Annotated in this window: 19 protein-coding genes; 7 read left to right on the top strand and 12 right to left on the bottom strand. The window is 66.4% G+C overall.

All coding sequences use genetic code 11. From position 1 onward, the window contains the following. Positions 1-64 precede the first annotated feature (64 nt). Positions 65-3445 carry a TonB-dependent receptor gene (locus SR3_RS20390; protein WP_068090154.1) on the bottom strand — a complete coding sequence of 1127 codons (3381 nt, stop codon included), beginning with the start codon at positions 3443-3445 and terminating at the stop codon, positions 65-67. 280 nt (positions 3446-3725) lie between these two features. Here SR3_RS20390 and SR3_RS20385 point away from each other — a divergent pair, with 280 nt between their 5' ends. The 5 genes from SR3_RS20385 to SR3_RS20365 all read left to right on the top strand — a co-directional run bounded on the left by SR3_RS20385 (position 3726) and on the right by SR3_RS20365 (position 8048). After that, entirely contained in the window at positions 3726-4331 is a 606-nt protein-coding gene (locus tag SR3_RS20385) for an RNA polymerase sigma factor (protein WP_169805677.1), read from the top strand. Next, entirely contained in the window at positions 4291-5304 is a 1014-nt protein-coding gene (locus SR3_RS20380) for a FecR family protein (RefSeq protein ID WP_169805676.1), read from the top strand. The genes SR3_RS20385 and SR3_RS20380 overlap by 41 nt, the downstream gene beginning before the upstream one ends. A 115-nt stretch (positions 5305-5419) precedes the next feature. Next, entirely contained in the window at positions 5420-6478 is a 1059-nt protein-coding gene (locus tag SR3_RS20375; RefSeq protein ID WP_068090148.1) for an aromatic ring-hydroxylating oxygenase subunit alpha, read from the top strand. Between the two features lie 47 nt (positions 6479-6525). After that, entirely contained in the window at positions 6526-6705 is a 180-nt protein-coding gene (locus SR3_RS20370) for a hypothetical protein (protein ID WP_157098997.1), read from the top strand. Further along, entirely contained in the window at positions 6702-8048 is a 1347-nt protein-coding gene (locus SR3_RS20365; protein WP_068090144.1) for an AtzE family amidohydrolase, read from the top strand. The genes SR3_RS20370 and SR3_RS20365 overlap by 4 nt, the downstream gene beginning before the upstream one ends. 38 nt (positions 8049-8086) lie before the next feature. Here SR3_RS20365 and guaD read toward each other — a convergent pair whose 3' ends face one another. Genes guaD through SR3_RS20315 form a run of 10 tightly spaced genes read right to left on the bottom strand, consistent with a single transcriptional unit; the run spans position 8087 to position 18414 of the window. Beyond that, positions 8087-9409, bottom strand: coding sequence for a guanine deaminase (gene guaD, locus SR3_RS20360; protein WP_084455761.1), 1323 nt, complete (start codon positions 9407-9409; stop codon positions 8087-8089). A gap of 21 nt (positions 9410-9430) precedes the next feature. Continuing rightward, on the bottom strand, positions 9431-9757 hold the full coding sequence (gene uraH / locus SR3_RS20355; RefSeq protein ID WP_068090140.1) for a hydroxyisourate hydrolase: 327 nt from the start codon (positions 9755-9757) through the stop codon (positions 9431-9433). Beyond that, on the bottom strand, positions 9754-11208 hold the full coding sequence (locus tag SR3_RS20350) for an FAD/NAD(P)-binding protein (protein ID WP_068090138.1): 1455 nt from the start codon (positions 11206-11208) through the stop codon (positions 9754-9756). The genes uraH and SR3_RS20350 overlap by 4 nt, the downstream gene beginning before the upstream one ends. Then, on the bottom strand, positions 11205-11696 hold the full coding sequence (gene uraD, locus SR3_RS20345; RefSeq protein WP_068090136.1) for a 2-oxo-4-hydroxy-4-carboxy-5-ureidoimidazoline decarboxylase: 492 nt from the start codon (positions 11694-11696) through the stop codon (positions 11205-11207). Before uraD ends, SR3_RS20350 begins: the two co-directional genes overlap by 4 nt. Beyond that, positions 11693-12073 (bottom strand): oxalurate catabolism protein HpxZ, encoded by a 381-nt coding sequence (hpxZ, locus tag SR3_RS20340; RefSeq protein ID WP_068090134.1) that lies wholly within the window; start codon positions 12071-12073, stop codon positions 11693-11695. Before hpxZ ends, uraD begins: the two co-directional genes overlap by 4 nt. Continuing rightward, complete coding sequence (gene puuE, locus SR3_RS20335) at positions 12070-12939, bottom strand: allantoinase PuuE (RefSeq protein WP_068090133.1); 870 nt, start codon at positions 12937-12939, stop codon at positions 12070-12072. The genes hpxZ and puuE overlap by 4 nt, the downstream gene beginning before the upstream one ends. Next, entirely contained in the window at positions 12936-14180 is a 1245-nt protein-coding gene (locus SR3_RS20330; RefSeq protein WP_068090132.1) for a pyridoxal-phosphate-dependent aminotransferase family protein, read from the bottom strand. Before SR3_RS20330 ends, puuE begins: the two co-directional genes overlap by 4 nt. Further along, on the bottom strand, positions 14173-15441 hold the full coding sequence (locus SR3_RS20325) for an allantoate amidohydrolase (RefSeq protein ID WP_068090131.1): 1269 nt from the start codon (positions 15439-15441) through the stop codon (positions 14173-14175). Before SR3_RS20325 ends, SR3_RS20330 begins: the two co-directional genes overlap by 8 nt. Next, complete coding sequence (locus SR3_RS20320; protein WP_068090130.1) at positions 15438-17027, bottom strand: gamma-glutamyltransferase family protein; 1590 nt, start codon at positions 17025-17027, stop codon at positions 15438-15440. Before SR3_RS20320 ends, SR3_RS20325 begins: the two co-directional genes overlap by 4 nt. A 10-nt stretch (positions 17028-17037) precedes the next feature. Beyond that, positions 17038-18414, bottom strand: a complete 1377-nt coding sequence (locus SR3_RS20315) for an NCS2 family permease (protein WP_068090129.1) — start codon at positions 18412-18414, stop codon at positions 17038-17040. A 382-nt stretch (positions 18415-18796) separates the two neighbouring features. Here SR3_RS20315 and SR3_RS20310 point away from each other — a divergent pair, with 382 nt between their 5' ends. Then, positions 18797-19708: a LysR family transcriptional regulator gene (locus SR3_RS20310; RefSeq protein WP_068090128.1), complete on the top strand. Its 912-nt coding sequence runs from the start codon at positions 18797-18799 to the stop codon at positions 19706-19708. A gap of 33 nt (positions 19709-19741) precedes the next feature. Further along, positions 19742-20938, top strand: coding sequence for an MFS transporter (locus SR3_RS20305; RefSeq protein ID WP_068090127.1), 1197 nt, complete (start codon positions 19742-19744; stop codon positions 20936-20938). Between the two features lie 47 nt (positions 20939-20985). Here the strand turns inward: SR3_RS20305 and SR3_RS20300 are convergent. Continuing rightward, positions 20986-21943 (bottom strand): amidohydrolase (locus tag SR3_RS20300; RefSeq protein ID WP_068090126.1); only part of this gene is annotated, 958 nt, incomplete at its 5' end.

Here is a 21943-nt window from a genome sequence, read left to right as displayed (position 1 = left end):
TCAGCGAAGGCTTGTCACGCTTCGCCATGATGGGAGCGGGACAAGCCCGCTCCCGCGCCTCGGATCAGAACTTGTGGCGGACGCTGGCATACCAGTAGCGGGCATAGGGCGCGTAAAGCGTGCCCATATAGCCCGCCGAGGACAGCGGCGGCTGCTCATTGGTCAGGTTGCGCACGCCGAAGCGCAGGCTGGTGCCCTTGAGAGTGCCCTCGCCCAGACGGTAATCGGCATAGAGGTTGCCGGTGATCTGGCTCTGCACCACCCAGGCATTGCCCACCGAATCCAGCAGGCTGGTGTCATCCACGCTGCCGATGAACTGGGTGAAGCCGCCGATCGTCAGATTGCCCAGCGACCAGGTGAGCGCCGCCGACCATTTCCAAGCAGGCTTGCCGTTCTGCCGCAGCAGGTCGCCGCCGCCGGTGATGGTGGTGCCGGCGTTGATCTGCCCCGCCGCGCGTGCCGCCAGCAACTGGGAGATACCCGGCGAGGGATCCTGATAATAGCGGAAGAGATGCGACAGGTTGAACGTGGCGTTGAAGCTGCCGATGCTGGTGCGCGGCGTGGTGTAGCTCAGGTTGAAATCCATGCCGCGCACGGTCTGCGGCAGCAGGTTCACATACTGGTCCTTCACATAAAGCACCTGACCGGCCGGAGTCAGCCCGGTTCCGGCAAAGGCGGCGATGTCGTCGGCGGTGGGGGCGGCACGCACCACATTGGGGTTGGAGCTGCCGCTCTGGCGCAGCAGATAGTCCTGAATCAGCGCATTGCCTTCACCGAAGACGCCGACCAGACCCTTCTGCTTGACCTGCCAATAGTCGCCGGTCAGCGTCAGATGACCGATGCTGGGCGGCAGCGGCGGCTCGATCACGGCGCCCATCGACAGGGTGGTGTCCCGCTCGGGCTGCAGGTTGGGGTTGCCGGCGCGCTGCGCGGTCACCGAGTTGGAGCGGGTGCACTGCGAGAAGGCCGAGATGCGCCCGGCACGCAGATCCGCTTCGCAGAAGGCATAATCGGTGCGGGTGTTGGTGCGGGTGACCAGCGAGGCGTTGGTCTGCTCCAGATTGGGCGCGCGGAAGGATTTCGCCCAGGATGCGCGCAGGCGGATGCCCTTCACGATGTCCCATGCGCCCGCGAATTTGGGCACCGCGACGGGGCCGAAATCGCTGTAGCTTTCGAATCGGCCCGCCGCCTGGAATTCCAGATTGCGGATCAGCGGCACATGCATGTCGGGCGAGATCGCGGGAATGGCGAATTCGCCGTAGAGCGAGAAGACCTCGCGCGTGCCATGCGTGTCGGGGTTGAGGCTGTTGGGCACGAAGTTGCTGGCCACCACGCCAGTGACCGGATCGGTGAAATTGACCGTGCCGTCGATGCCGGAATCGCGGTCGTCGAGCTGGCTTTCCCGCCGTGCTTCCATGCCCGCCGCAATGCCGACATTGCCCGCCGGCAGCTTGATGAGATCGCGGCGCGAAACGCGGAAATCATAGGTGGCCAGCGTGGTCTTGTCGTAGCGGGTCAGCTTCTCGCGGATCGAATCGATGGTCGCCTGGCTGTTGGGCGTGCCGTCACCCACCGAAGGATTGCTCAGCGTGCCGCCGTTGAAAACATTGTAGGCGTCAGGCGTGGAAAGCGCGAGGGCAGCCTGCAGCTTGGTGCGCGAGATGTTGTCGCTGACGTCGCGCACGGTCGCTTCCGAATAGCTGAGCGCGCTTTCCCAGTTCCAGCTGTCCCAGCTGCCGCGCAGGCCGAAGAGCAGACGGTATTGCTTGTTGGTGACATCGATGTTGATGTTGCCAAGATCCGCGAAGGAATAGCCGGTGATGGTCACCGGCAGGCCTGCCGCCGGAACATTGGTGCCCGCGATGCGGTTGGGATTGACCGTGCCATTGGCGAACACCGCCGCGCCATAGGGGTTGTAATAGTTGCTGGCGGGAACGGTGATGGGGATCGAGGAGAGCGTCGAGATCGGGCTCTGCGTGGCGTGAGTCTTGGCCCAGTAGAAGCCGCCTTCGAAGAAAGCGGTGACATTGTCGTCGATGTCGTAATGGCCGCTGCTGAACAGATTGACGCGGTCGACCGAGGGCAGCACCGAAATGCCGGTGGCCGCGCTGTCGTAACGCAGATTGCGGTTGACGCCCGAGGTCGCCAGCGCGCCGGTGGCGTCGCACAGGCCGTTGCCGATGGCGATGGCGCAGCCGCTGCTGGTGGTGGGCTGGATGTGGAAGGCGCCCGAGCCGCTGGTCAGCGCGGTGGTGCCCTGCCGGATCGTGCCAAAGCTTGAAGGCGTCGCCGCCGAGAGCCAGGGCGTGGTGGTGCTGCGCCCGTCGAGCGAGGTGGCCGTGGCGAAGGCCGTGCCCGCGAACAGCGGCGTCTTGTTCGAGGAGGCGGTGTAGGCCTGATCGGTGGAGAGAATGCCGGTGCCCCGGTCATAGGTGGCGTTCAGGGTGATGTTGCCACGCCCCTCGGCGAAATTCTTGCCGAACAGCCCGCTGACGTTCAACTCGCGCAAATGGGTGTGTTCGGCGCCGCCATATTGCACCGACATGTCGGCGCCGCTGAAATTGGTCTTGAGCACGGTGTTGACCACGCCCGCCACCGCATCGGCGCCATAGATGGCCGCCGCGCCGTCGCGCAGCACTTCCAGCCGCTCCAGCCCGTTCACCGGGATGGCGTTGCTGTTGTAGCCCAGCACCGGCACCAGCTGGTCATTGGCCTGGCTGGTGGGATGGGTGACGACGCGGCGGCCGTTGAGCAGCACCAGCGTGTTGCCCACGCCAAGGTTGCGCAGGTTGATCGAGTTGACGTCGCCGCGCGCCGAGTTGCTGCTGCCCGCGGTGTATTGCGCGTTGAAGGTGACGTCGCCCATCTGCGGGATCGAGCGGAACAGGTCGGCGCCGTTCACCGCGCCGGTCGCGGCGATCATGGTCTGGTCGACCACCGTCACCGGCAGAGCGGCGTTCACCTTGGCGCCCTTGATCTGCGAACCGACGACGGTGATGTCGTTCACCGGTTCCGCAGCGGGGGCGGCCACGGGTTCGGGCGCGGCGGGTGCGGGCGCGGATGCGGTGGGCTGCGCGGCGGCGGTGTAGCTTGCCGCGTGAAGGCTGGCGGTGGGCAGGCTGGCGGAGGTGCTCAGCTTGCGGTCGCGCAGGACGATGGTGCGGCCATTGTCCGAGGCGATGACGAGATCCGTGCCCTGGATGATCTGCCGCAGCGCGGCGCGCACGTCATAGACCCCGGTCAGCGCGGGGGTGCGGACACCGGCAAGCCGGTCGCTCGGCGCGATGATCTGCAGCCCGCTCTGGATGGCGAAGCTGGGCAGCGTGTCCACCGCCTTGCCCGCCGGCAGATCCAGCGATCGCTGCTGCGCATGCGCGGTGCCAACCATCATGGCAAGCGAGCTGATCCCGGCCAGAGCGACCGCGACCTGTCTGATATGTTTCATCTACGTCCCCTGTTTGTGTCCTGCGTGAAAGGCGTCATGCGCCCCTCAGCCCCTGTCCCACGCAGGCATCGTCCCCCTCTTGCGCATGTCCATGTTCCCTTGCCCCGGGTGCATGAAAGCTGGGCTGCGTGAGCCTTGGAAAGCTCTTGTTGTTGCCAGCTGCTGCAACGAAGACATTTCGCAACCGACTTTCCGCCAGTCAATTTTGGAATATTCATATGGTTTGGGGTGGGTAAATGACCACTTGTGTGCCCATTGCTTGTCGGGCCTGCTCGAAGATGTGAGCGCTTCCCTCCTCGACAGGGCCCAGTGGTTGGCCAGGGCCGTTTGCCCGCATGAGCCCGCGCTCCGTCGCTGGCTGGCGCAACGCACGCTGGCGGTCGATCTGGATGATATCGTGCAGGAAGCCTATGCGCGCCTCGCCCTGTTGCCCTCGGTCGAGCATATCCGGAATCCCCGCGCCTATTTCTTCCGCACCGCTCTGGCCATTCTCGTCAATGAGGTGCGCCGGGCGCGGATCGTCCCCATCGAAGCCGTCGCCGAACTCGACCGGCTCGAGGTCGAGAGTCTGGCCGCCACCCCTGACCGGGAGGCCGAGGGCCGTCAGGAGTTGCGCCTGCTGGCCGAGGCCATCGCGCAATTGCCGCGGCGCTGTCGCGAGGTCTTCGTGGCGCGGCGGGTTCACGGCATGTCGCAACGCGAAACGGCGCAGCATCTGGGGATTGCCGAAAGCACGGTCGAAAAGCATATCGCCGCAGCGCTGCGCCATCTGGCCGCTTTGATGAATGGGCAGGAACCGGGGACTGGCGGAAACGCCCCCGCTCGATTGTCTATGCAGCAGACCCATGAAACAGAGACCTATGACGCCACGCGAAACGAGCGCTGAGATCGAGGAGGCCGCCAGTCTCTGGGTGGCCCGGATCGACCGCGCACCGCTGTGCGAGGAGGATGCGGCAGCGCTGGACAGCTGGCTGGCGGGTGACATCCGCCGCCTTGGTGCCATGGCCCGCATGCAGGCCACCATGATAAGAACACAGGCCGCCTGCGCGCTGGGCCCGGGCTTCGATCCGCAGGTCTTTCTGGACACGCCGTCTCCGCGCCCCGCCATAAGCCGCAGGCGCATTCTGGGCTTTGGCGCCAGCGCGCTGGCCACGGCGGGCGCCGCGGCGGCCGGGCTGGTTCTTTGGGCGCCCGGTCAGGCAAGCTACACCTCCCCCATCGGCGAGATGAAGCGGATCAGGCTGAGCGATGGCAGCTTTGTCAGCCTCAACACCGCCAGCGTCATCAAGGTCAGCTTTACCGATCGGGTGCGGCAGGTGACGCTGGTGGCGGGAGAAGCCCTGTTCGAGGTGGCCCGCGATGTGGCTGGCCAAAGCGTGCTGAGGCCTTTTGTCGTGGTTGTCGGCAAAACCACGCTGGAAGCGCTCGACACCGCCTTTTCGGTGCGCCGGCAAATGGGCGCCGCCGTGCGGGTGATGGTGAAGCGCGGCAGGCTGGAGATGCGGCGGGGCGATGCGGCGGCCATGATGCTGAATGCGGGCATGCTGGCGCAGGTGGATGAAGATCCGGCGGTGCCCCTGCGCGTCGACAGCGTGGATCAGGTCGATATGGAAAGCGGCCTCTCATGGTTGCAGGGCAATTTGAGTTTCCGCAGCGTGCGTCTCGATGCCGCCGCGCAGGAGTTCGCGCGTTACGATGCCGATACGCTGATCGCTGTCGATCCGTCCCTGCGTGAGCACCGGATCACCGGGGCTTTCGCGGCGCGCGATCCGCAAGGCTTCGCGCAGGCCGTGGCGATCAGCTATGGTTTGCGGGTCGAGCATGAGGGTAACACCATTCGGCTGGTCCCGCCGCGATAGACCGGCCCAAAGACAAGGGTGTTCTGATTTTTGCGATGATATGTGAGAATGATTGCGTTTGATCGCACGGGGCCAGGCGGTCATGGTCACCCCACCCACTCAAGAGTTTCTGATCATGGCCACATCTTCCCTCTCTGTCCTCGCTCCGCCAGAGCCCGAATTGCCCCGCAACTGCACCTTCGATGGCGACGACTGGGCCATTCTTGCCCAGCACTGGTACCCCATCGCCCTGGCGCGTGAGGTTGTCGACAAGCCGCTGTCCACCAAATTGCTGGACGAGCCGCTGGTGATCTACCGCGCCGGGTCGGAGCTGGTCGTGGCGCGCGATATCTGCCCGCATCGCGGCGTGCCGCTCAGCATGGGCACGCAGGTCGAGGGCGGGGTCACCTGCGCCTATCACGGCTTGCGCTTTGGCGCGGGCGGGCGCTGCAACCATGTGCCCGCCCATCCCGACCGCGATATTCCCGCGCGCCTCAACCTCAAATCCTATCCCCATGTCGAGCGTTACGGCCTGATCTGGACCTGCCTGCTCCACGATGGCGGTGAGCCTGTCATCCCCGACATGCCGCATTGGGACGAGGCGGACTTCCAGCAGATCACCTGCCCCCATATCGACATTTTCGGCTTTGCCGGGCGCCAGATGGAAGGCTTTCTGGACGTCGCCCATTTCGCCTTCGTCCACACCGACACCTTTGGCGACGCCAACAATGCCGTGGTGCCGCCCTATCGCCCGGTCACCACCGAACATGGCTTCGAGGTGGAATATCGCAGTTCGGTCGGTAATTACCCCATCGGCGTGACCGACCGGGGCAAGCCGGGCTTCGAATGGCTGCGCCATTTCCGCACCCATCTGCCCTTCACCGCCACGCTGGAAATCCATTTCCCCGATGAAGCGCGGCTGGTCATCATGAATGCCGCCTCGCCGGTTTCGGCCAAGGTGACGCGTCTTTTCGCGCCGATCGCCCGCAATTTCGACAAGGATCTGCCGGTTCAGGACGTCTATGATTTCAACCGCCGCGTCTTCGAGGAAGACAAGGCCATCGTGGAAGCGCAGATGCCCGAATGCCTGCCGCTCGATCCGGTGATGGAGGCGCATATTCCCGCCGACATGAGTTCGATGGCCTATCGGCGGGGCCTGCGCGATATGGGGCTGAGCCGTTTCTTCACGGCCTGATGGAGAGTGCGTTTTTTGAACCTTGCAATATCGATGACCGCTCCAGCATGACCGAGGACTTTCACCCCACCGGCTGGAGCGAACAGCACATCCGCGACGAGGCCCGGCGACAGGGCCTCACATTGCCCGATGCCTGCCTGCCCGGCGTCAAGGCCAATCTGGCGCTGCTGGAAGACCGCTGGGCCACGGTGGAAGCCGCCTTGGCCAGCATCGGTGATGCGCCGTGAGCGAGACCCTCACCGCGCTGTCTTCCGCTGCGGCCATCGCCAGCGCCGTGCGCGAGGGGCGGGTCCGGGCGGTGGCGATCACGCGCGCCGTGCTGGACAGCCTTGCCGCGCGGGACAAGCTGGTCAACGCCGTCAACACCGTGCTGGCCGACCGCGCTCTGAAAACCGCCGCCGCTGTGGATGCTGCCGTGGCGCGCGGGGACGATCCGGGTCCGCTGGCAGGCGTGCCGATTGGCCTCAAGGCCCTGTTTGATATCGCCGGCCTGCCCACCACCGCAGGCGCCGCGATGCGTATCGACGCCGCTCCGGCCTCTCGCGACGCGGCCTTGCTGCAGCGGCTGACCGCTGCCGGGGCTGTGCCCGTCGCCGTGCTGAACATGGACGAATATGCCTATGGCTTCGTCACGGTGAACGCCCATTTCGGCACCACGCGCAACCCGCGCGACACCGCAAGGCTGGCAGGCGGCTCCAGCGGCGGATCGGCGGCGGCGGTGGCGGCGGGGATGCTGCCGCTGGCCTGGGGATCGGACACCAACGGGTCGATCCGCGTGCCCGCGTCGCTGTGCGGCGTCTGGGGCTTCCGCCCGGCGCATGGCGGCGTGCCGGAGGAGGGCAGCTTTCCCTTCGTGCCCATGCTCGACACGCTGGGGCCCTTCACCAACACGCTGGAGGATTTGCGTCTGGCGATGGAGGTGGCGCAGGGCCAGCCCATCGCACCGATGAAAGCGCGCCGCGTGGCCCGTCTGGGCGGCTGGTTCGTGGACCACGCCATCGCCGATGTCGACAAGGCCTTCGCCGGGATCGAGGCTCTGCTGGGCGTGTTGCCCATGGCGGAGCTGCCGCAGGTGGAGGCCGCCCGCGCCGCGGCCTTCCTGATCACGGCGCATGATGGTGGGCGCCTGCACCGGGCAGAGCTGGCCAAACGCCCGCTGGCTTTCGATCCCGAAACCCGGGACCGTCTGCTGGCCGGCAATCTGGTGCCGACGCCCTTGCGTGATCGTGCCGCCCAATTCGGTGACTGGTTCCGCAAGCAGGCGCTCACGCTGCTGCAGCGCTATGAGGTGTTGATTGCTCCGGCCACGCCCGATGTCGCGCCGCTTATCGCTGATCCGGTGATCCATACCGGCTTTGGCCCGGCGCCCGCCCGCGCCAATCTGGGAATGCTGGCGCAGCCGATCAGTCTGGCGGGGTTGCCGGTGCTGTCGGCGCCTTTGAAGCGGTCGGGGCAACTGCCTTTGGGGCTGCAATTGATCGGGGCGCCGGGGCGGGAGGGCCTGTTGTTCGATCTGGCGGCGCGGTTGGAGATGGCCGGGGTGCTGGGAGTTCAGGCGGCATGGACATGAAGGGGTGAATGCGAGGGTGTTGCACCCTCGCGCTCCCTTTAATGTCCGCGTTGCGCTTCGGGTCCGGCCTTGGGTGCATCCCGGTCATGGGCGAGGTTGCCCGCGATATAGGTGCGGGCGATAAAGCGGTCATCCCCCAGAATTTGCATGGCGAACAGGCGTTCGGCCAGGGGCAGATGCGCACAGCGGCGGGCGGCGAGGGGTGTGGCGGCGTGGTCGAGAAGCAGGAAATCGGCCTCCTGCCCCTCCATCAGCGCGCCGACTTGCGAGCCCATGCTCAGCATATTCGCGCCCCCCTGCGTGGCCAGATAAAGCGCGCGGAACGGGTTGAGCGGATGGCCCTGCAACTGGCAGACCTTATAAGCCTCACCCATGGTGGCAAGCATGGACAGGCTGGTGCCCGCGCCGACATCGGTGCCAAGGCCCAGCGCCACACCATGCGCGTCCAGCCGTGCCAGATCGAACAGGCCGGAACCGAGGAACAGGTTGGAGGTGGGGCACAGCGCCACCCCCGCGCCGCTGTCATGCAAGCGGCAGCATTCGCGGTCAGACACATGGATGCCATGCGCGAAGATGGAGCGCGGCCCCACCAGCCCGAAGCGATCGTAGACATCGAGGTAATCGCTGGCGTCCGGAAAGCGGCCCAGCACGGCGGCGATCTCGTCGCGGTTTTCGGAGATATGGGTGTGGAGCAGGGTTTCGGGGTGGGCTGTCAGCAGATCGCCCGCCACGGCCAGCTGCGCGTTGGATGAGGTGAGGGCGAAGCGCGGCGTCACCGCATAGCTCAGCCGCCCTTTGCCTTGCCAGCGGGCGATCAGGGCCTCGCTCTCTGAGCGGGCGGTTTCGGGTGTGTCGCGCAGGCCCTCGGGCCCCAGATCCATCAGCACCTTGCCCGAGGCGATGCGCATATTGCGCTCCACCGCCGCCGCGAACAGCGCATCGACCGAACCCTCATGCACCGTGGCGAAGACCAGCGCGCTGGTGGTGCCATGGCGCAGCAATTCGTCGAGGAAGAAGGCGGAGACATCGCTTGCATGGGCCGGATCGGCGAAGGCGCGCTCGGCGGGGAAGATATGCTGCTCCAGCCAGCCGAGCAGTTGCAACCCATGGGCGGCAATGCGCTCGGTCTGGGGATAATGGATATGGGTGTCGACGAAGCCGGGCACCAGCAGGCGGCCACGGTGGTCCTCGATCGCCAGGCCTGGGAAGCGCGGCGCCAGCGTGGCATGATCGCCGCGCGCGATGACGATGCCATCCTCCACCACCAGCAGGCCATCGGGCTCATGGCGCAGCGCCTGATCGCCGGCGACGCGTGGATCATGCGGCAGGCTGAGAAGTTCGGCCCGGAAACCCTTTAACACGTGGGATATCTCCAGTCTGGCTCAACTGCCGCGATAGGTCGAGAAGGCAAAGGGCGAGACCAGCAGCGGCACATGATAGTGGCCCTCGTCGCCCGCGCCGAAATGGATCGGCACCACATCGAGGAAGGGGGGATCGGCCAGCGGCGCGCCTTGCGTGCGGAAGTAATCGCCCACATGGAAGGTCAGCACATAGGCGCCCGCAGACAGCGCCGGGAAGCCGCGAAAGCGCCCATCGGCATCGGTCGCGCCCTCGGCCAGCCAGGTCTCGCCCTGCGTCAGCACCACGCGGATGCCGGGGGCGGGGCGACCGTTGACGGTGTCGAGAACATGGGTGGACAGGCTGCTCATGCTTTAACCTCCTCGACGCCGGAGCGGGGCCACTGGCCGAGAAATTCCTCATCGTCATAGGTGAGGAAGGCGGCCAGATTGCGGTCCTTGTCATCGAGAAACAGTTGATCCGCAATCCCCCCGGCCAGCTTCGGCAAGGCCTGCTCCAGCCCGGACAGCGCCGAAGCCGACAGCCCCATGCTGAGCAGCGCGGCATAGTTGAAGGCAAACAGCCCATGCACCTGCGCGGCCTTGTCCGGCGCCTTGGGCAGGATGTCGAAGGAGGGCCCCAGATAGGGATGCGCCGCGATCAGATCGGCGATGGAGGGCGAGACGTCGCAGCCTTCGGGCACCGGCACGCGCTCGCCCCAGCGGGCGATGTGGTCCGCCACCAGACGCAGTTCGGGGCGCAGCGCATGGTCGCTGATCAGGCCGGTGGAGAGGACCACGAAATCGAAAAGGTGTTCGCCATGGGGCGTGGTGACCTTGACCTGCGCACCATCGTTGACGGCCTCTGCCGACAGCCACGGGCTGCCCAGATGCAGATCGAAGCCGGGCAGGGCGGCGGCGCGCTCGAAGGTGTCGTTGGTCGGTGGCTGATTGTGGCTCAGGAAGCAGGCCATGGCGCGGTATTTGTCGGCATCGGACAGTGCGCGATAGCGGGCCGCGAGCCCGACACGCTCCATAAAGCGGATGGGGTTGATGCGCGGCAGCACCTTGCGGCGGATAAAGACCTCCGCCGCGCCCACGCCTGCGTTCAGGGCGAATTGGGCATTGTCGAAAGCGCTGGCGCCGCCGCCCAGAATGCCGATGCGCTTGCCCTTCATCGCGGCGTAATCGACGGCCTCGCTGGTGTGGGCGTAGAGGTGGCGGGGCAGAGTGTCGCGGATCATCGCGGGGGTATGCCATTCGCCGCCGCCCTGGATGCCGGTGGCCAGCACCACCTTGCGGGCCAGAACGGGTGTGCCATTCGCGATATGGATGCGGAACAGGCCATCGCCCAAGGGCTCGATCAGGTCCACCTTGGCGCCATTGCGAACAGGCAGATCCAGCACCCGGCGATACCAGCGCAGATAATCCATCCAGTCGCCGCGCGGGATCTTGTCGAGCTTATCCCAGCCTTCAGCACCATGCTGCGCCTCCCACCAGGCGCGATAGGTCAGGGAAGGGATGCCGAAATCCACCGGCGTCAGATGCTTGGGCGTGCGCAGCGTGACCATGCGGGCATAGGTGACCCATGGCCCTTCCTGGCCGGCAGGATTTTCATCCAGCACCAGCACATTGTTCACCCGCTCGCGCCTCAGGCCAAACGCGGCGGAAAGCCCGCTCTGCCCGCCGCCGACGATCACCACATCATAGACATGGTTCCCCTCATGCTGGCGCGGATGCGTCCAGTCCGGCCCGCCCAGCGCGATCTGCGCCAGATCATGCGCCAGCCGGGCTTCCAGAGCGGGGAGGCCGTCCGCGATCATGCCATATCCTCCAGCCGCAGCTTTACGATCTTGCCGATTTCGCCCAGTGACGTGGCCACTTCGGTGGCCGTATCGTTGGCGGCGCGGGCCTCCATCGCGGCGAGGATGCCCGCCTTGTCGGTCAGCCTTACGCAGATGATGAAAGGCATATCATGGGCCGCGCGATAGGCGGCATTGAGCGCATGAAACCGCGCGAATTCCTCGGGCGTCAGCCGGTCCAGACCGGCGCTGGCCTGTTCGGCGGTGCTGGCCTCGGTGAGCGTCTTGTCGATCGCCGCCTTGCCCGCCAGCTCGGGGTGAGCGCGGATCAGCGCCAGCTTTTCCTCTGCCGAAGCCGCCTCCAGCGCCTGCATCAATCCTGTATGCAGATTGGCAAAGGGGCGCAGAGCCGCCGCGCGCTCAACCACCCAGGGCGAATGCTCGAACAGCGCGCCATAGCGGGCGACAAAATCCTGCGCGGGCAGGGCGTTGACCTCGTCCAGCGTCAATGGGTGTTCCCCTCCAGGCTGACATGGGCGGAGACCACCTTCCAGCCATCGGGAAATTTCACCCAGCTCTGCGTCTGGCGTCCGCGACGGTCCGAGTTTTCGCGGAAGAACTCGGCGTCAGCGGTGGCGAAATTGTCGCCATAGACAGTGATCGCCACCCGACCGAGTTTGCGCTGCGGCGAACCGCCGCGACCTTTCCGGAACTCGCGGATCTCCTCGATGCCGTAAAGCACCTCGCCCACGCCATAGCGGTTGGTGGTGGGGGCTTCGTGGAACAGCTTGTCCATCGCCGGGATATCGTCCTCCATCAGCGCGCGCTCATACTCGTTGAAGGCGGCGGTGACTTCGGCCAGCAGGGCGGGGTTGTCGATCATCATGCGGGGTGCTGCTCCATCCAGTGGCGGGCGATATCGATGCGGCGGGCCACCCAGACATCCTTGTAGCCCGCGATATGATCCAGAAAACGCGCCAGAGCCCGCGCCCGCGCCGGCTTGCCGACCACGCGGCCATGCAAGCCCACGCTCATCATGCGGCCACCCTCGGCATAAAGCTGGTCGAAGGTATCGCGCAGATAGTGGAAGAACTGATCGCCCTCGGTAAAGCCATTGAGCGCCACGAATTTCATATCGTTGACGTCCAGCGTGTAGGGCACGATCAGCTGCTTGCCCTGCCAGTAGGGCACATCGTCGGCATAGCTGTCGGCATCGTAGAGGAAGCCGCCTTCCTCGGCCACCAGACGCGCGGTGTTGGGGCTGGTGCGTCCCTGATACCAGCCCAGCGGACGGCTGCCGGTCACCTTCTCATGCAGGGCGATGGCCTGAGCGATATGCTCGCGCTCCATATCCTCGGGCACATATTGGTAGTCGATCCAGCGCAGCCCGTGGCTGGCGATTTCCCAATCGGCCTCCAGCATGGCGGCCACGGCTTCCGGGTTGCTTTCCAGCGCCTTGGCCACGCCGAACACCGTCACCGGCAACCCGCGCTGCGTAAACAGCCGGTGCAGTCGCCAGAACCCGGCCCGGCTGCCATATTCATAGAGGCTTTCCATCGCCATGGCGCGATCGGGGTGACGCGCCGCGCCCACCATCTCGGAGAGAAACCCCTCGGACAGCTCATCGCCATTGAGGACGGTGTTTTCCGCGCCCTCCTCGTAATTGATGACGAATTGCACGGCGATCCGCGCGCCGTTCGGCCAGTTGGCCGCTGGCGGCGTGGCGCCATAGCCTACCAGATCGCGGCTCATGCGCCGGCCTCCCATGCGGCCATGGCGGCAGGCACGGCGGCGCCCAGCGGCAGGCTGAACCCTTCAGCTTTCAGGCAAGCCTCCAGCGCGGAGAGCGTGATCAGCACCTTATGCTTCATCGCATTGTAACCCATCGCCCCCAGCCGCCAGATGCGCCCCTGCAAAGGCCCGAACGCCGTGCCGATCTCGATCTGGAACGCCTCGCGCATCATGGTGCGCACCGCCTCGCCATCGACGCCCTCGGGAATCCACACGCCGGTCACATTGGTCATGCGATGCGCATCGTCGCCGAACACCTTCAGCCCCATGGCGCGCGCCCCCGCCGTCATCGCACGCCCGGCAGCGGCATGGCGGGCAAAGCGCGCTGGCAAACCTTCCGCCAGCACCACGCGGGCGCATTCGCGCGCGCCATAGAGCATGGTGGTCGCCTCGGTATGGTGATTGAGCCGTTTCGGCCCCCAGTAATCCATCACCATCGCCAGATCGAAATAGTTCGAGCCGATCATCGCGCCGATACCATCCTCGATATCGTCGCGCGCGATGCCTTTCTCGACATGGCGGCGATGCAGGATATGCGCGGCGGCCGCCTCCGAAATGGTGATCGGCGAGGAGCCCGAAGGCCCGCCAAGGCACTTCTGCAAGCCGCCCGTCACCACATCGGCGCCCCAGCGGTCGCTGGCGATTTCCATCCCGCCGATGGTGGCCGTGGCATCGACATAGACTAGCGCGCTGACTTCCTTGGCAATCGCCCCGATCCCATCGAGCGGCTGCGCCATGGTGGTGGAAGTATCGCCATGCACCGCGCAGATCAGCTTCGGCTGCACGCGCCGGGCGGCTTCGGCGATGGCCTCCATCGGCACGACTTCGCCCCATGGCGCATCGACGGTTTCATACTTCGCGCCGATGCGCTGCAAAATTTCCTGCAACAGCAGCCCGAAGCGCCCGAAATTGACCACCAGCGCCATTTCGCCCGGCGCGATCAGGCTGACCAGCGCCGCCTCGATCCCCGCGCGCGCGGTGCCGTCCACCAGCATGGTCCAGTGGTTCTGCGTGCCGAACACCGGGCGATAGAGCGCCATCACCTGGTTCATATAACCGGTCATTTCGGGGTCGAACTGGCCCAGCATGTCGGCGCTCATCGCGCGCAGCACGCGGGGATGGGCGTTGACCGGCCCCGGCCCCATCAGCAGGCGCTGGGGCGGATCGATCTGCCCGAAAAGATCCTGCGGCAACTCAGCCATATTTGGCTCCCAGATTTTCGATAAAATGAATCATAGCCGCAAAAGCCGCTTCGACATCGGGCACTTCGACATGTTCTGCCGGATTGTGGCTGATCCCGCCCCGGCAGCGGATAAACAGCATGGCGGTGGGGCAGATCGCCTCCAGCACCATGGCATCATGCCCCGCGCCCGAGACCAGACGGAACGGTTCCTGCCCGGTTGCGGCGATTCCCGCATCCATCAGATCCATCAGATCCGGCGCGCAGGGGCTGGCGGGCAGATTGTGGATCTTTTCAATGCCCACGCCCAGCCCGCGCGCCTTGGCCAGATCGCGGATGCGGGCCAGAATGGCCCCCGCCGCGCGATCACGACGGGCTTCGTCGCCCGAGCGCACATCCAGTGTGAAGACGGTCTCTCCGGGGATCACATTGGCCGCGCCCGGCAGCACCGCCATGCGCCCCACCGTGGCGACCAGATCGCTGGCATCGGCGCGCGCGATCTCTTCCACCGCCAGCACCATTTCGGCAGCGGCGGTCAGGGCATCCTGACGCAGCCCCATGGCACAGGTGCCCGCATGGCCCGCCTTGCCCAGCACGGTGATCTGATAGCGCAGTTGCGCGGCAATGCCGGTGACGGTGCCCAGCGCCAGACCCTGCGCCTCCAGCACAGGGCCCTGTTCGATATGGGCTTCCATATAGGCGAGGGGCGTGCGGGCCAGCTTCGCCTCCCGCCAGCGCGCGATATCCAGCCCGAACTCCGCCATTGCCTCGGCCAAAGTCACGCCGCGCGCATCGGCCATCTCCAGCGCGGCCTCATCCAGCGTGCCGGCCATGGCGCGGCTGGTCAGCATGGCGGCGGGGAAGCGGCTGCCTTCCTCATCGCCGAAAGCCACCACCTCGATGGGAAAGGGCAGGCGGCGCCCGGCCTGATGCAGCGCGGCGACGCATTCCACCCCCAGCATCACGCCGAGCGGTCCATCATAGAAACCGGCATCGCGCACGCTGTCGATATGGCTGGCGATCATCAGCGGGGGCAGATCGGCCTGCGAGCCCTCATAGCGGCCCACCAGATTGCCCATGGGGTCCATGCGCACCGCCATGCCGGCGTCCGCCATCCAGCCGCGCAGCGTTTCCAGCGCGGCCTTGTGCGCGGGCGTCAGCCAGGCGCGGTAGAGGCCGTTCTCCATGTCGGAATAGGGCGCCCGGCCCAGCACATCGCAGCGCTCCACGGCGCGGGCGCCATGGGACAAGGCTGGGGGCAAGGCTGTGGACAGGCTGTTCATAGGCCCGCCGCCCTCCCGTCGCAGCGCGGGTCGCTGGCGCCCTCGAACCAGCCCTTTCCAGAACCATCGCAGCCCATCACAATGGCGCCGGCATGGCCCATCATGCTGTTGTTGCCGCTAACTTTTTCCACCACATGGCCCGCTTTGCCGAGGCCCGCATAAAGGGCTTCATCGAACCCTTCCTCGATCTTGAGCGAGGTGCTGTTCTCGCCCCATGTCCGCCCCAGCAGCCAGCGCGGCGCGGCGATGGCCTGCGCCAGACCGGTGCCCTGCCAGCCATAGCGGCTGAACACGGCGGCCTGCGTCTGCGGCTGACCCTCGCCGCCCATCGTGCCATAAGCCATCACGCGGCCATCCTCGAAATGAGCCAGTGCGGGGTTGAGCGTATGGAAGGGTTTTCGCCCCGGTTTCAGCGCGTTCCAGCCGCTTTCCGCCAAGCGGAATGAAGCCCCCCGGTTCTGCCAGGTGATCCCCGTCCTGGGCAGCACCAGCCCCGATCCGAACTCGAAATAGGTGCTCTGGATCATGGAGACGACCATGCCATCCTTGTCCGCCGCGCCGAACCACACCGTATCGCCCTGCTGGCTGGGCTGGTGCCAGGGCAGGGCGCGAGCGGGATCGATCTTGCCAGCCATGGTATTCAGAGCGAGGCTACCTGCCAGCAGAGCGCGCGGATCGGCCTCCATAAACTCCGGATCGCCGCAATGGGCATCGCGCCAGAGGAAGGCCTGTTTGGTCGCCTCGACCAGACCATGCACATGGGCAAAGCTGCTGTCCGCCCCCAGATCGAGCCGGTCGGCCAGCGCGAGGATCAGCAGGCTGGCGATGCCCTGCGTGGGCGGCTGATGGTTGAACAGCGTGGCGCCCTTGACCGATACGCTCAGCGGCTCGGTCTGCTCGGCGCGGTGCGCGGAGAGGTCATGCGCGGAGACCGGGCTGCCCAAAGCGGCCAGATCGCTGGCCAGATCCAGTGCCAGCTCGCCGCGATAGAAGCTGTCCAGACCATCCTGCGCCAGCCGTTCCAGTGTGCGGGCCAGCGCGGGCTGGCGCAGGCGGTCGCCTTCGACCAGAGGCTTGCCCTCAGGCTCGAAAATCTGCGTATAGGCGCCGGGCAGATCCCGCAGTTCAGCGCTTTTGGCCGCTGCCAGCGCCGCGCCCCCGGCGGTGACGCTCACCCCGTCACGCGCATAGGCAATGGCCTCGGCCAGCAGGCGCGAGAGGGGCAGCTGCCCCGGCGCGATCTCCCGCGCCTTGGCCCAGCCCGAAATCGCGCCTGCCACCGTGTTGGCCGCCAGAGGCCCGCGCCATGGCACGCTTGCCAGCCCGTTATACAGCGCCAGATCGGCCTTGGCCGCCGCGCGTCCGCAAGCATCGATCGCCACCACAGGCTCCCCCGGGCGGTGGATCAGCCAGAAGCCATCCCCGCCGATCGAGTTCATATGCGGATAAACCACCGCGATGGTCGCGGCGACGGCGATGGCCGCCTCCACCGCATTGCCGCCCTCGGCCAGCACGGCCCGCCCCGCTTCGGCGGCGGCGAAATGAGGGGCGACGACCATGCCCTGGGTGGTGCGCGATGACAGCATGGAAACTCCCTCAGGCAGCGGCGATATAGGCGAAGCGCAGGATGAAGAGGACGGCCAGCACCAGCAGCAGCCAGTCGCTTCTGGTGACCTCGCGCTTCATGATCTTGATCGCGGCATGGGCGGTGATGCCGAAGGCGAGGCCATTGGCGATGGAGAAGGTCAGCGGGATCATTACCAGCGTCAGGAAGGCGGGCACGGCCTGCTCGGCGCGCTCCCAGCTCACTTCCTGAAGCGGCGCCATCATCAGCGCGCCCACCAGCACCAGCGCCGGGGCGGTGGCAGCCAGCGGCACGGCGGCGGCATAGGGCGCGAAGGGCAGGGCGATCAGGAACATCAACCCGCAGACGATGGCCGTCAGGCCCGTGCGTCCGCCCGCCTCCACGCCGCTGGTGCTTTCCACATAGGAGGTGACGGTGGAGGTGCCGATCATCGATCCCGCCATGGTGGCGATGGCATCGGCATAGAGCATGCGGTTCAGATCGCGGATCGAGCCATCGGGATTGATGAGGCCCGCGCGCTTCGTCACGGCGCAAAGCGTGCCGATGTTGTCGAACAGATCGACGAAGAGGAAGACGAAGACCACCTCCAGCAGCCCCAACCCATAGGCCTTGCCGTCCAGATGCAGCGCTCCGTTGAGGTCCAGCGCCATGATCGTCTGGCCGATGCCGGCGGTGTCCACCTTGGCGGGGGCGAAGGGCACCAGATGCGTGACCCAGCCGATCAGCGTGGTGGCGACGATGCCGATCAGGATCGCGGCGCGCACGTTCATGATGGAAAGACCGGCCATGATCGCCAGACCGATCAGCGCCAGCAGAGGCCCACCCTTGTGCAGATCGCCCAGCGCCACCACCGTGGCCGGGCTGGCCACGACCAGATCGGCATTCTTGAGCCCGATAAAGGCGATGAACAGCCCGATGCCGCCCGCCACAGCGGCGAGCAGATGCGGCGGAATAGCGGCCACGATCATCTGGCGGATGCCCGCCGCCGTCAGCAGCAGGAACGCCACGCCCGAGATGAACACGCAGCCCAGCGCCACCTGCCATGGCACATGCATCGCCTGCACCACGGTGAAGCTGAAATAGGCGTTGAGCCCCATGCCCGGCGCCAGACCCAGCGGCGCATTGGCCAGCACGCCCATCAGCATGCAGGCCAGCGCCGCGGAGAGGCAGGTCGCCGCCGCCACCGCCGCCACCGGCATGCCCGCCAGCCCCAGAATGCCGGGATTGACCACGATGATATAGGCCATGGTGAAAAAGCTGGTGAGCCCGGCCACCACCTCGGTCCGCACGCTCGATCCGCGCTGGGCCAGGGCGAAATGGCGCTGCGCCAGCGTCGCCAGCGGCGAGGGGGCGGAGGCCGAGGACGAGGTGGGGGCGGCTTGCGTCATGGGGAAGGACTGTCCTTGATCATCGTGGAGCGGATGAGCCGATCTGTCACCTGGACTCATCGGCTGTCTTGCCCCTTTTCCCGAAAAGACCGGCGCCGCGAAAGGGGAGAGCGGCGCCGGTCACAGGATCAACCAGCCGGGCTCCACATTTCGGGCTGGCTGATCGATGGGTCGTGTCTGCAAGGCGATGATCGGGTCATGCTGTCATCCTGCCGGGCGCCGGAGCGCTTGATGATCGGAAAAGGGCTCCAAACCCGCTTTCGTCTGATACAGATCTCTGTCTATCGGCGGGGGCTGTTCAAATCCATTAGAATTGATTTGCAATTTTGCGATAATTTTTAGAACACTTGGTGCTCCTGCCTCTGTGGAGCCACCAAAGCCCATGTTTTCGCGCTTTGCCGTCTATTTCGATGAGGTCGTGCGCTGCGGCTCGATCCGCAAGGCGTCGGAACGCCTGCATATCTCGCCCTCGGCCATCGACCGCCATATGCTGCTGATGGAGGAAAAGCTGGGCGTGCGGCTGTTCGAGCGCATGCCTCAGGGCCTGCGCCTGACCGCCGCCGGAGAGGTGCTGATCACCTATGTCCGCCGCTGGCGCCGCGAGCTGGGCCACGCCATGGCGCAGATCGACGATCTGACCGGGCTCCGCAGGGGCGAGGTGACCATGGCCATCGCGGAAGGCGCCATCGATTTCGTCGCCGCCGCCCTGACCCGGTTCCGCGAGGACTATCCCGGCATCGACCTCAATGTGGTGGTGGCGGGCGCTCAGGCCGTGGGCGACAGCGTGACCGAGGGGCAGGTGGAGCTGGCGCTCACCTTCAACCCGCCCGAGGGCCATGGCTTCCGTGTCGAGCGCACCATGGTCTATCAGCTGGGCGCGGTGGTGGCCAAGGGCCATCCTCTGGCGCAGCAGGCCGAGGTGGGCTTTGCCGAATGCGCCGAACACGGGCTGGTGCTGCCCGATGAATCGCTCTCCTACCGGCAGGTGATCGACAATCTGTGGTCGCGCACCGTGGGCGGGCGCACCCGCGCGGCGATCAATGCCAATTCCATCGGCCTGCTCAAGGCGCTGGTGCAGGGCGGGCGCGGGGTGGGGCTGCTCACCAAGCTGGACGTCACCGCCGAACTGGCCGAGGGCAAGCTGGTCTTCGTGCCGCTGGCCGAGAGCAACGTTCCGCTTTCGGTGCTGTCGCTGATCAGCGCTTCGGGGCGCACGTTGTCGGTGCCCGCCTCGCTGCTGCTCAACCATCTGGCGCAGGTGATGCGTGAGAGCGGCGTGGGCGGGGTGGGGTAGTCCTGCGCGCCGCTTGCGGCTAAGGGGCGCGGCATGAGTTCTCCCTGGCCCCGTATCGTTACTCTTTGGCTGCTTGGCGTGCTGGCGGCGGCGCAATTTGCGAAAATGTCCGTCATTGCCCCGCTGATGCAGGAGCAAGGGCATCTGACCCTCTCGCAGCTGGGCTGGCTGATCTCGCTGCTGGAGGTGGGTGGCGGGCTGTTCGGCTTTGTGGCCGGGCTGGCTCTGGCGCGCAGCGGGGCGAGGCTCTTTTTGCTGGCGGGTCTGGCCATTTTGGCCGCCACCGGCCTGATGGAAACGTTGACGGGGGACATCACCCTGCTCTTCGCGGCCCGCGCTGTCGAAGGGCTGGGCTATCTGCTGGTGGTGATCGCCGCGCCCACGGCGATCTCGGCCATCGCGCATGACGATACGCGCCCGCGCGCTCTGGCCCTGTGGAGCACCTTCGTGCCGGTGGGGATCGCGCTGGGCGCGGCGGTGACGGGGGCGGTTTTGCCATTCTTGGGCGTGCGCGGGATCATGGGGCTGTGGACGGCGCTGATCGTGCTGGGCGGCTTTGGCATGGCCCGCATGCCGATCGGGGCCGCGCCGCGCCATCGCCTCAAGCTGCCCGAGGTGTCGGCATGGTGTTCCACCTTCGGCTTCGGGCTCTACACGGTGTTCATCAGCGCCCTGACCATGCTGCTGCCCAGCTTCCTGATCGAGCGCAGCGGGGCAAGCCTGTCAGCCGCCGCGCTGATCGCGGCGCTGGCCTCGCTGGCCTCCCTGCCCGGAGCGGGCGCGGCCATCTGGTCGATGCGTGACGGCGTGATGCCCGCACGGCGCAGCGCGATCCTTGCCGTGGTGGCCCTGTTGGCGACGGTGCCGCTGATCCTTGCGCTCTATCATGGCGCGGGCATGGCGCTGGCGCTGCGGGGCGCTCTGGCGGTTGTGGCGGTGATGGTCAGCGGGCTGCTGCCGCCGGTGATGTTCGCGCGGCTGCCTCAGCAGGCTGGAGCCGCTTCGCCGGACGATCCAAGGATCGCCACGGCCAACGGTCTCGTCACGCAATTCGGGGCCGGAGGCGCGCTGATCGGTCCGCCGCTGGGGGGATGGATCGTGGCGGGCTGGGGCTGGGAGGCTCTCGGCATCGGGGCGAGCGGCACGCTGCTGGCGATGCTCGCCATGATCCTGCTGGCCGAAAGCCTTGCCGGTCGGCGTGAGCAGGCCGGATCGGTGGCGCTGGGCTGATAACCCGCCGCCCGCGCTGACACGCGGGCGGGAGCGGGAGCAGCCTGTCAGTTGCCCGCCACCATCAGCAGGGCCAGCGTCAACACCTCCATGCCGGTGCGGATGCTGGGCTGGGGATCGGGCGCGAAGAAGGGCGAGTGGTTGACCGGCACCGGCTTGCCCTCGGCCTTGTACTTCGCCAGCACGGCCGGATCATAGCCGCCCACGCTGAAGAAGGTGGTCTGCGCCACGCCCGCGGCGGTGTATTCGGAGAAATCCTCGCTGGCGGTCCAGCCCGGTTCGCTGGTGGGCACCAGCGCGACATGCTCCTTGCCGAGCGCCTGCTCCAGCATGCCTGCCGCCTTGGCCGCCAGCGCCGGATCGTTGATCACCGGCGCCGTGCCATGGATGCGCACCACATCGGGCGCGGGGGCATGCGACATCTGCGCCACCGCCCGCGCCGTATCGCCCACGCCATCGAGCAGCAGCTTGCGCACGCCCGGCTCATAGGAGCGCAGCGACAGCGCCAGTTGCGCCGTATCGGGGATGATGTTGCCCACCGTTCCGGCATGGAACGAACCCACCGTCACCACGCCGAATTTCTGCGGATCTTTCTGGCGGCTGATGACGGTCTGCACATCCTCCACGAAGCGCGCGCCCATCACGATGGGGTCGATGCTCTTGTCGGGCATCGAGCCGTGCGCGCCCTGCCCGTGGAAGGTGATGACGATGGAATCGCTGGCCGAGGTGGTGGCCCCCTGCTTCACCGACACCTGCCCCGTGGGGGAGGAACCGACATGGGCGCCAAAGGCGAAATCGGGCTTGGGAAATCTGGTGTAGAGCCCGTCGTCCAGCATGGCTTTCGCGCCGGAGACGACCTCTTCGGCAGGCTGGTCGACCATCACCAGCGTGCCATGCCATTGCGCCTTCATCGTCACCAGCGCCTTGGCCGTGCCGATCCACCAGGCCATATGGCTGTCATGCCCGCAGGCGTGATCAACGAAGGTCAGCTTGCCATCCACCGTC

The sequence above is a fragment of the Novosphingobium rosa NBRC 15208 genome (assembly GCF_001598555.1).
GTDB lineage: Bacteria > Pseudomonadota > Alphaproteobacteria > Sphingomonadales > Sphingomonadaceae > Novosphingobium > Novosphingobium rosa.
The sequence above is the reverse complement of the archived record's forward strand: the minus strand, read 5'-3'. Positions and strand labels throughout refer to the sequence as shown.

What these genes read in the sequence shown, in the direction of transcription:
- SR3_RS20390 (WP_068090154.1), bottom strand. Translation starts at nt 3,445, where the DNA reads ATGAAACATATCAGACAGGTCGCGGTCGCTCTGGCCGGGATCAGCTCG.
- SR3_RS20380 (WP_169805676.1), top strand. Translation starts at nt 4,291, where the DNA reads ATGAAACAGAGACCTATGACGCCACGCGAAACGAGCGCTGAGATCGAG.
- SR3_RS20375 (WP_068090148.1), top strand. Translation starts at nt 5,420, where the DNA reads ATGGCCACATCTTCCCTCTCTGTCCTCGCTCCGCCAGAGCCCGAATTG.
- SR3_RS20370 (WP_157098997.1), top strand. Translation starts at nt 6,526, where the DNA reads ATGACCGAGGACTTTCACCCCACCGGCTGGAGCGAACAGCACATCCGC.
- uraH (WP_068090140.1), bottom strand. Translation starts at nt 9,757, where the DNA reads ATGAGCAGCCTGTCCACCCATGTTCTCGACACCGTCAACGGTCGCCCC.
- SR3_RS20350 (WP_068090138.1), bottom strand. Translation starts at nt 11,208, where the DNA reads ATGATCGCGGACGGCCTCCCCGCTCTGGAAGCCCGGCTGGCGCATGAT.
- hpxZ (WP_068090134.1), bottom strand. Translation starts at nt 12,073, where the DNA reads ATGATGATCGACAACCCCGCCCTGCTGGCCGAAGTCACCGCCGCCTTC.
- puuE (WP_068090133.1), bottom strand. Translation starts at nt 12,939, where the DNA reads ATGAGCCGCGATCTGGTAGGCTATGGCGCCACGCCGCCAGCGGCCAAC.
- SR3_RS20330 (WP_068090132.1), bottom strand. Translation starts at nt 14,180, where the DNA reads ATGGCTGAGTTGCCGCAGGATCTTTTCGGGCAGATCGATCCGCCCCAG.
- SR3_RS20325 (WP_068090131.1), bottom strand. Translation starts at nt 15,441, where the DNA reads ATGAACAGCCTGTCCACAGCCTTGCCCCCAGCCTTGTCCCATGGCGCC.
- SR3_RS20320 (WP_068090130.1), bottom strand. Translation starts at nt 17,027, where the DNA reads ATGCTGTCATCGCGCACCACCCAGGGCATGGTCGTCGCCCCTCATTTC.
- SR3_RS20315 (WP_068090129.1), bottom strand. Translation starts at nt 18,414, where the DNA reads ATGACGCAAGCCGCCCCCACCTCGTCCTCGGCCTCCGCCCCCTCGCCG.
- SR3_RS20310 (WP_068090128.1), top strand. Translation starts at nt 18,797, where the DNA reads ATGTTTTCGCGCTTTGCCGTCTATTTCGATGAGGTCGTGCGCTGCGGC.
- SR3_RS20305 (WP_068090127.1), top strand. Translation starts at nt 19,742, where the DNA reads ATGAGTTCTCCCTGGCCCCGTATCGTTACTCTTTGGCTGCTTGGCGTG.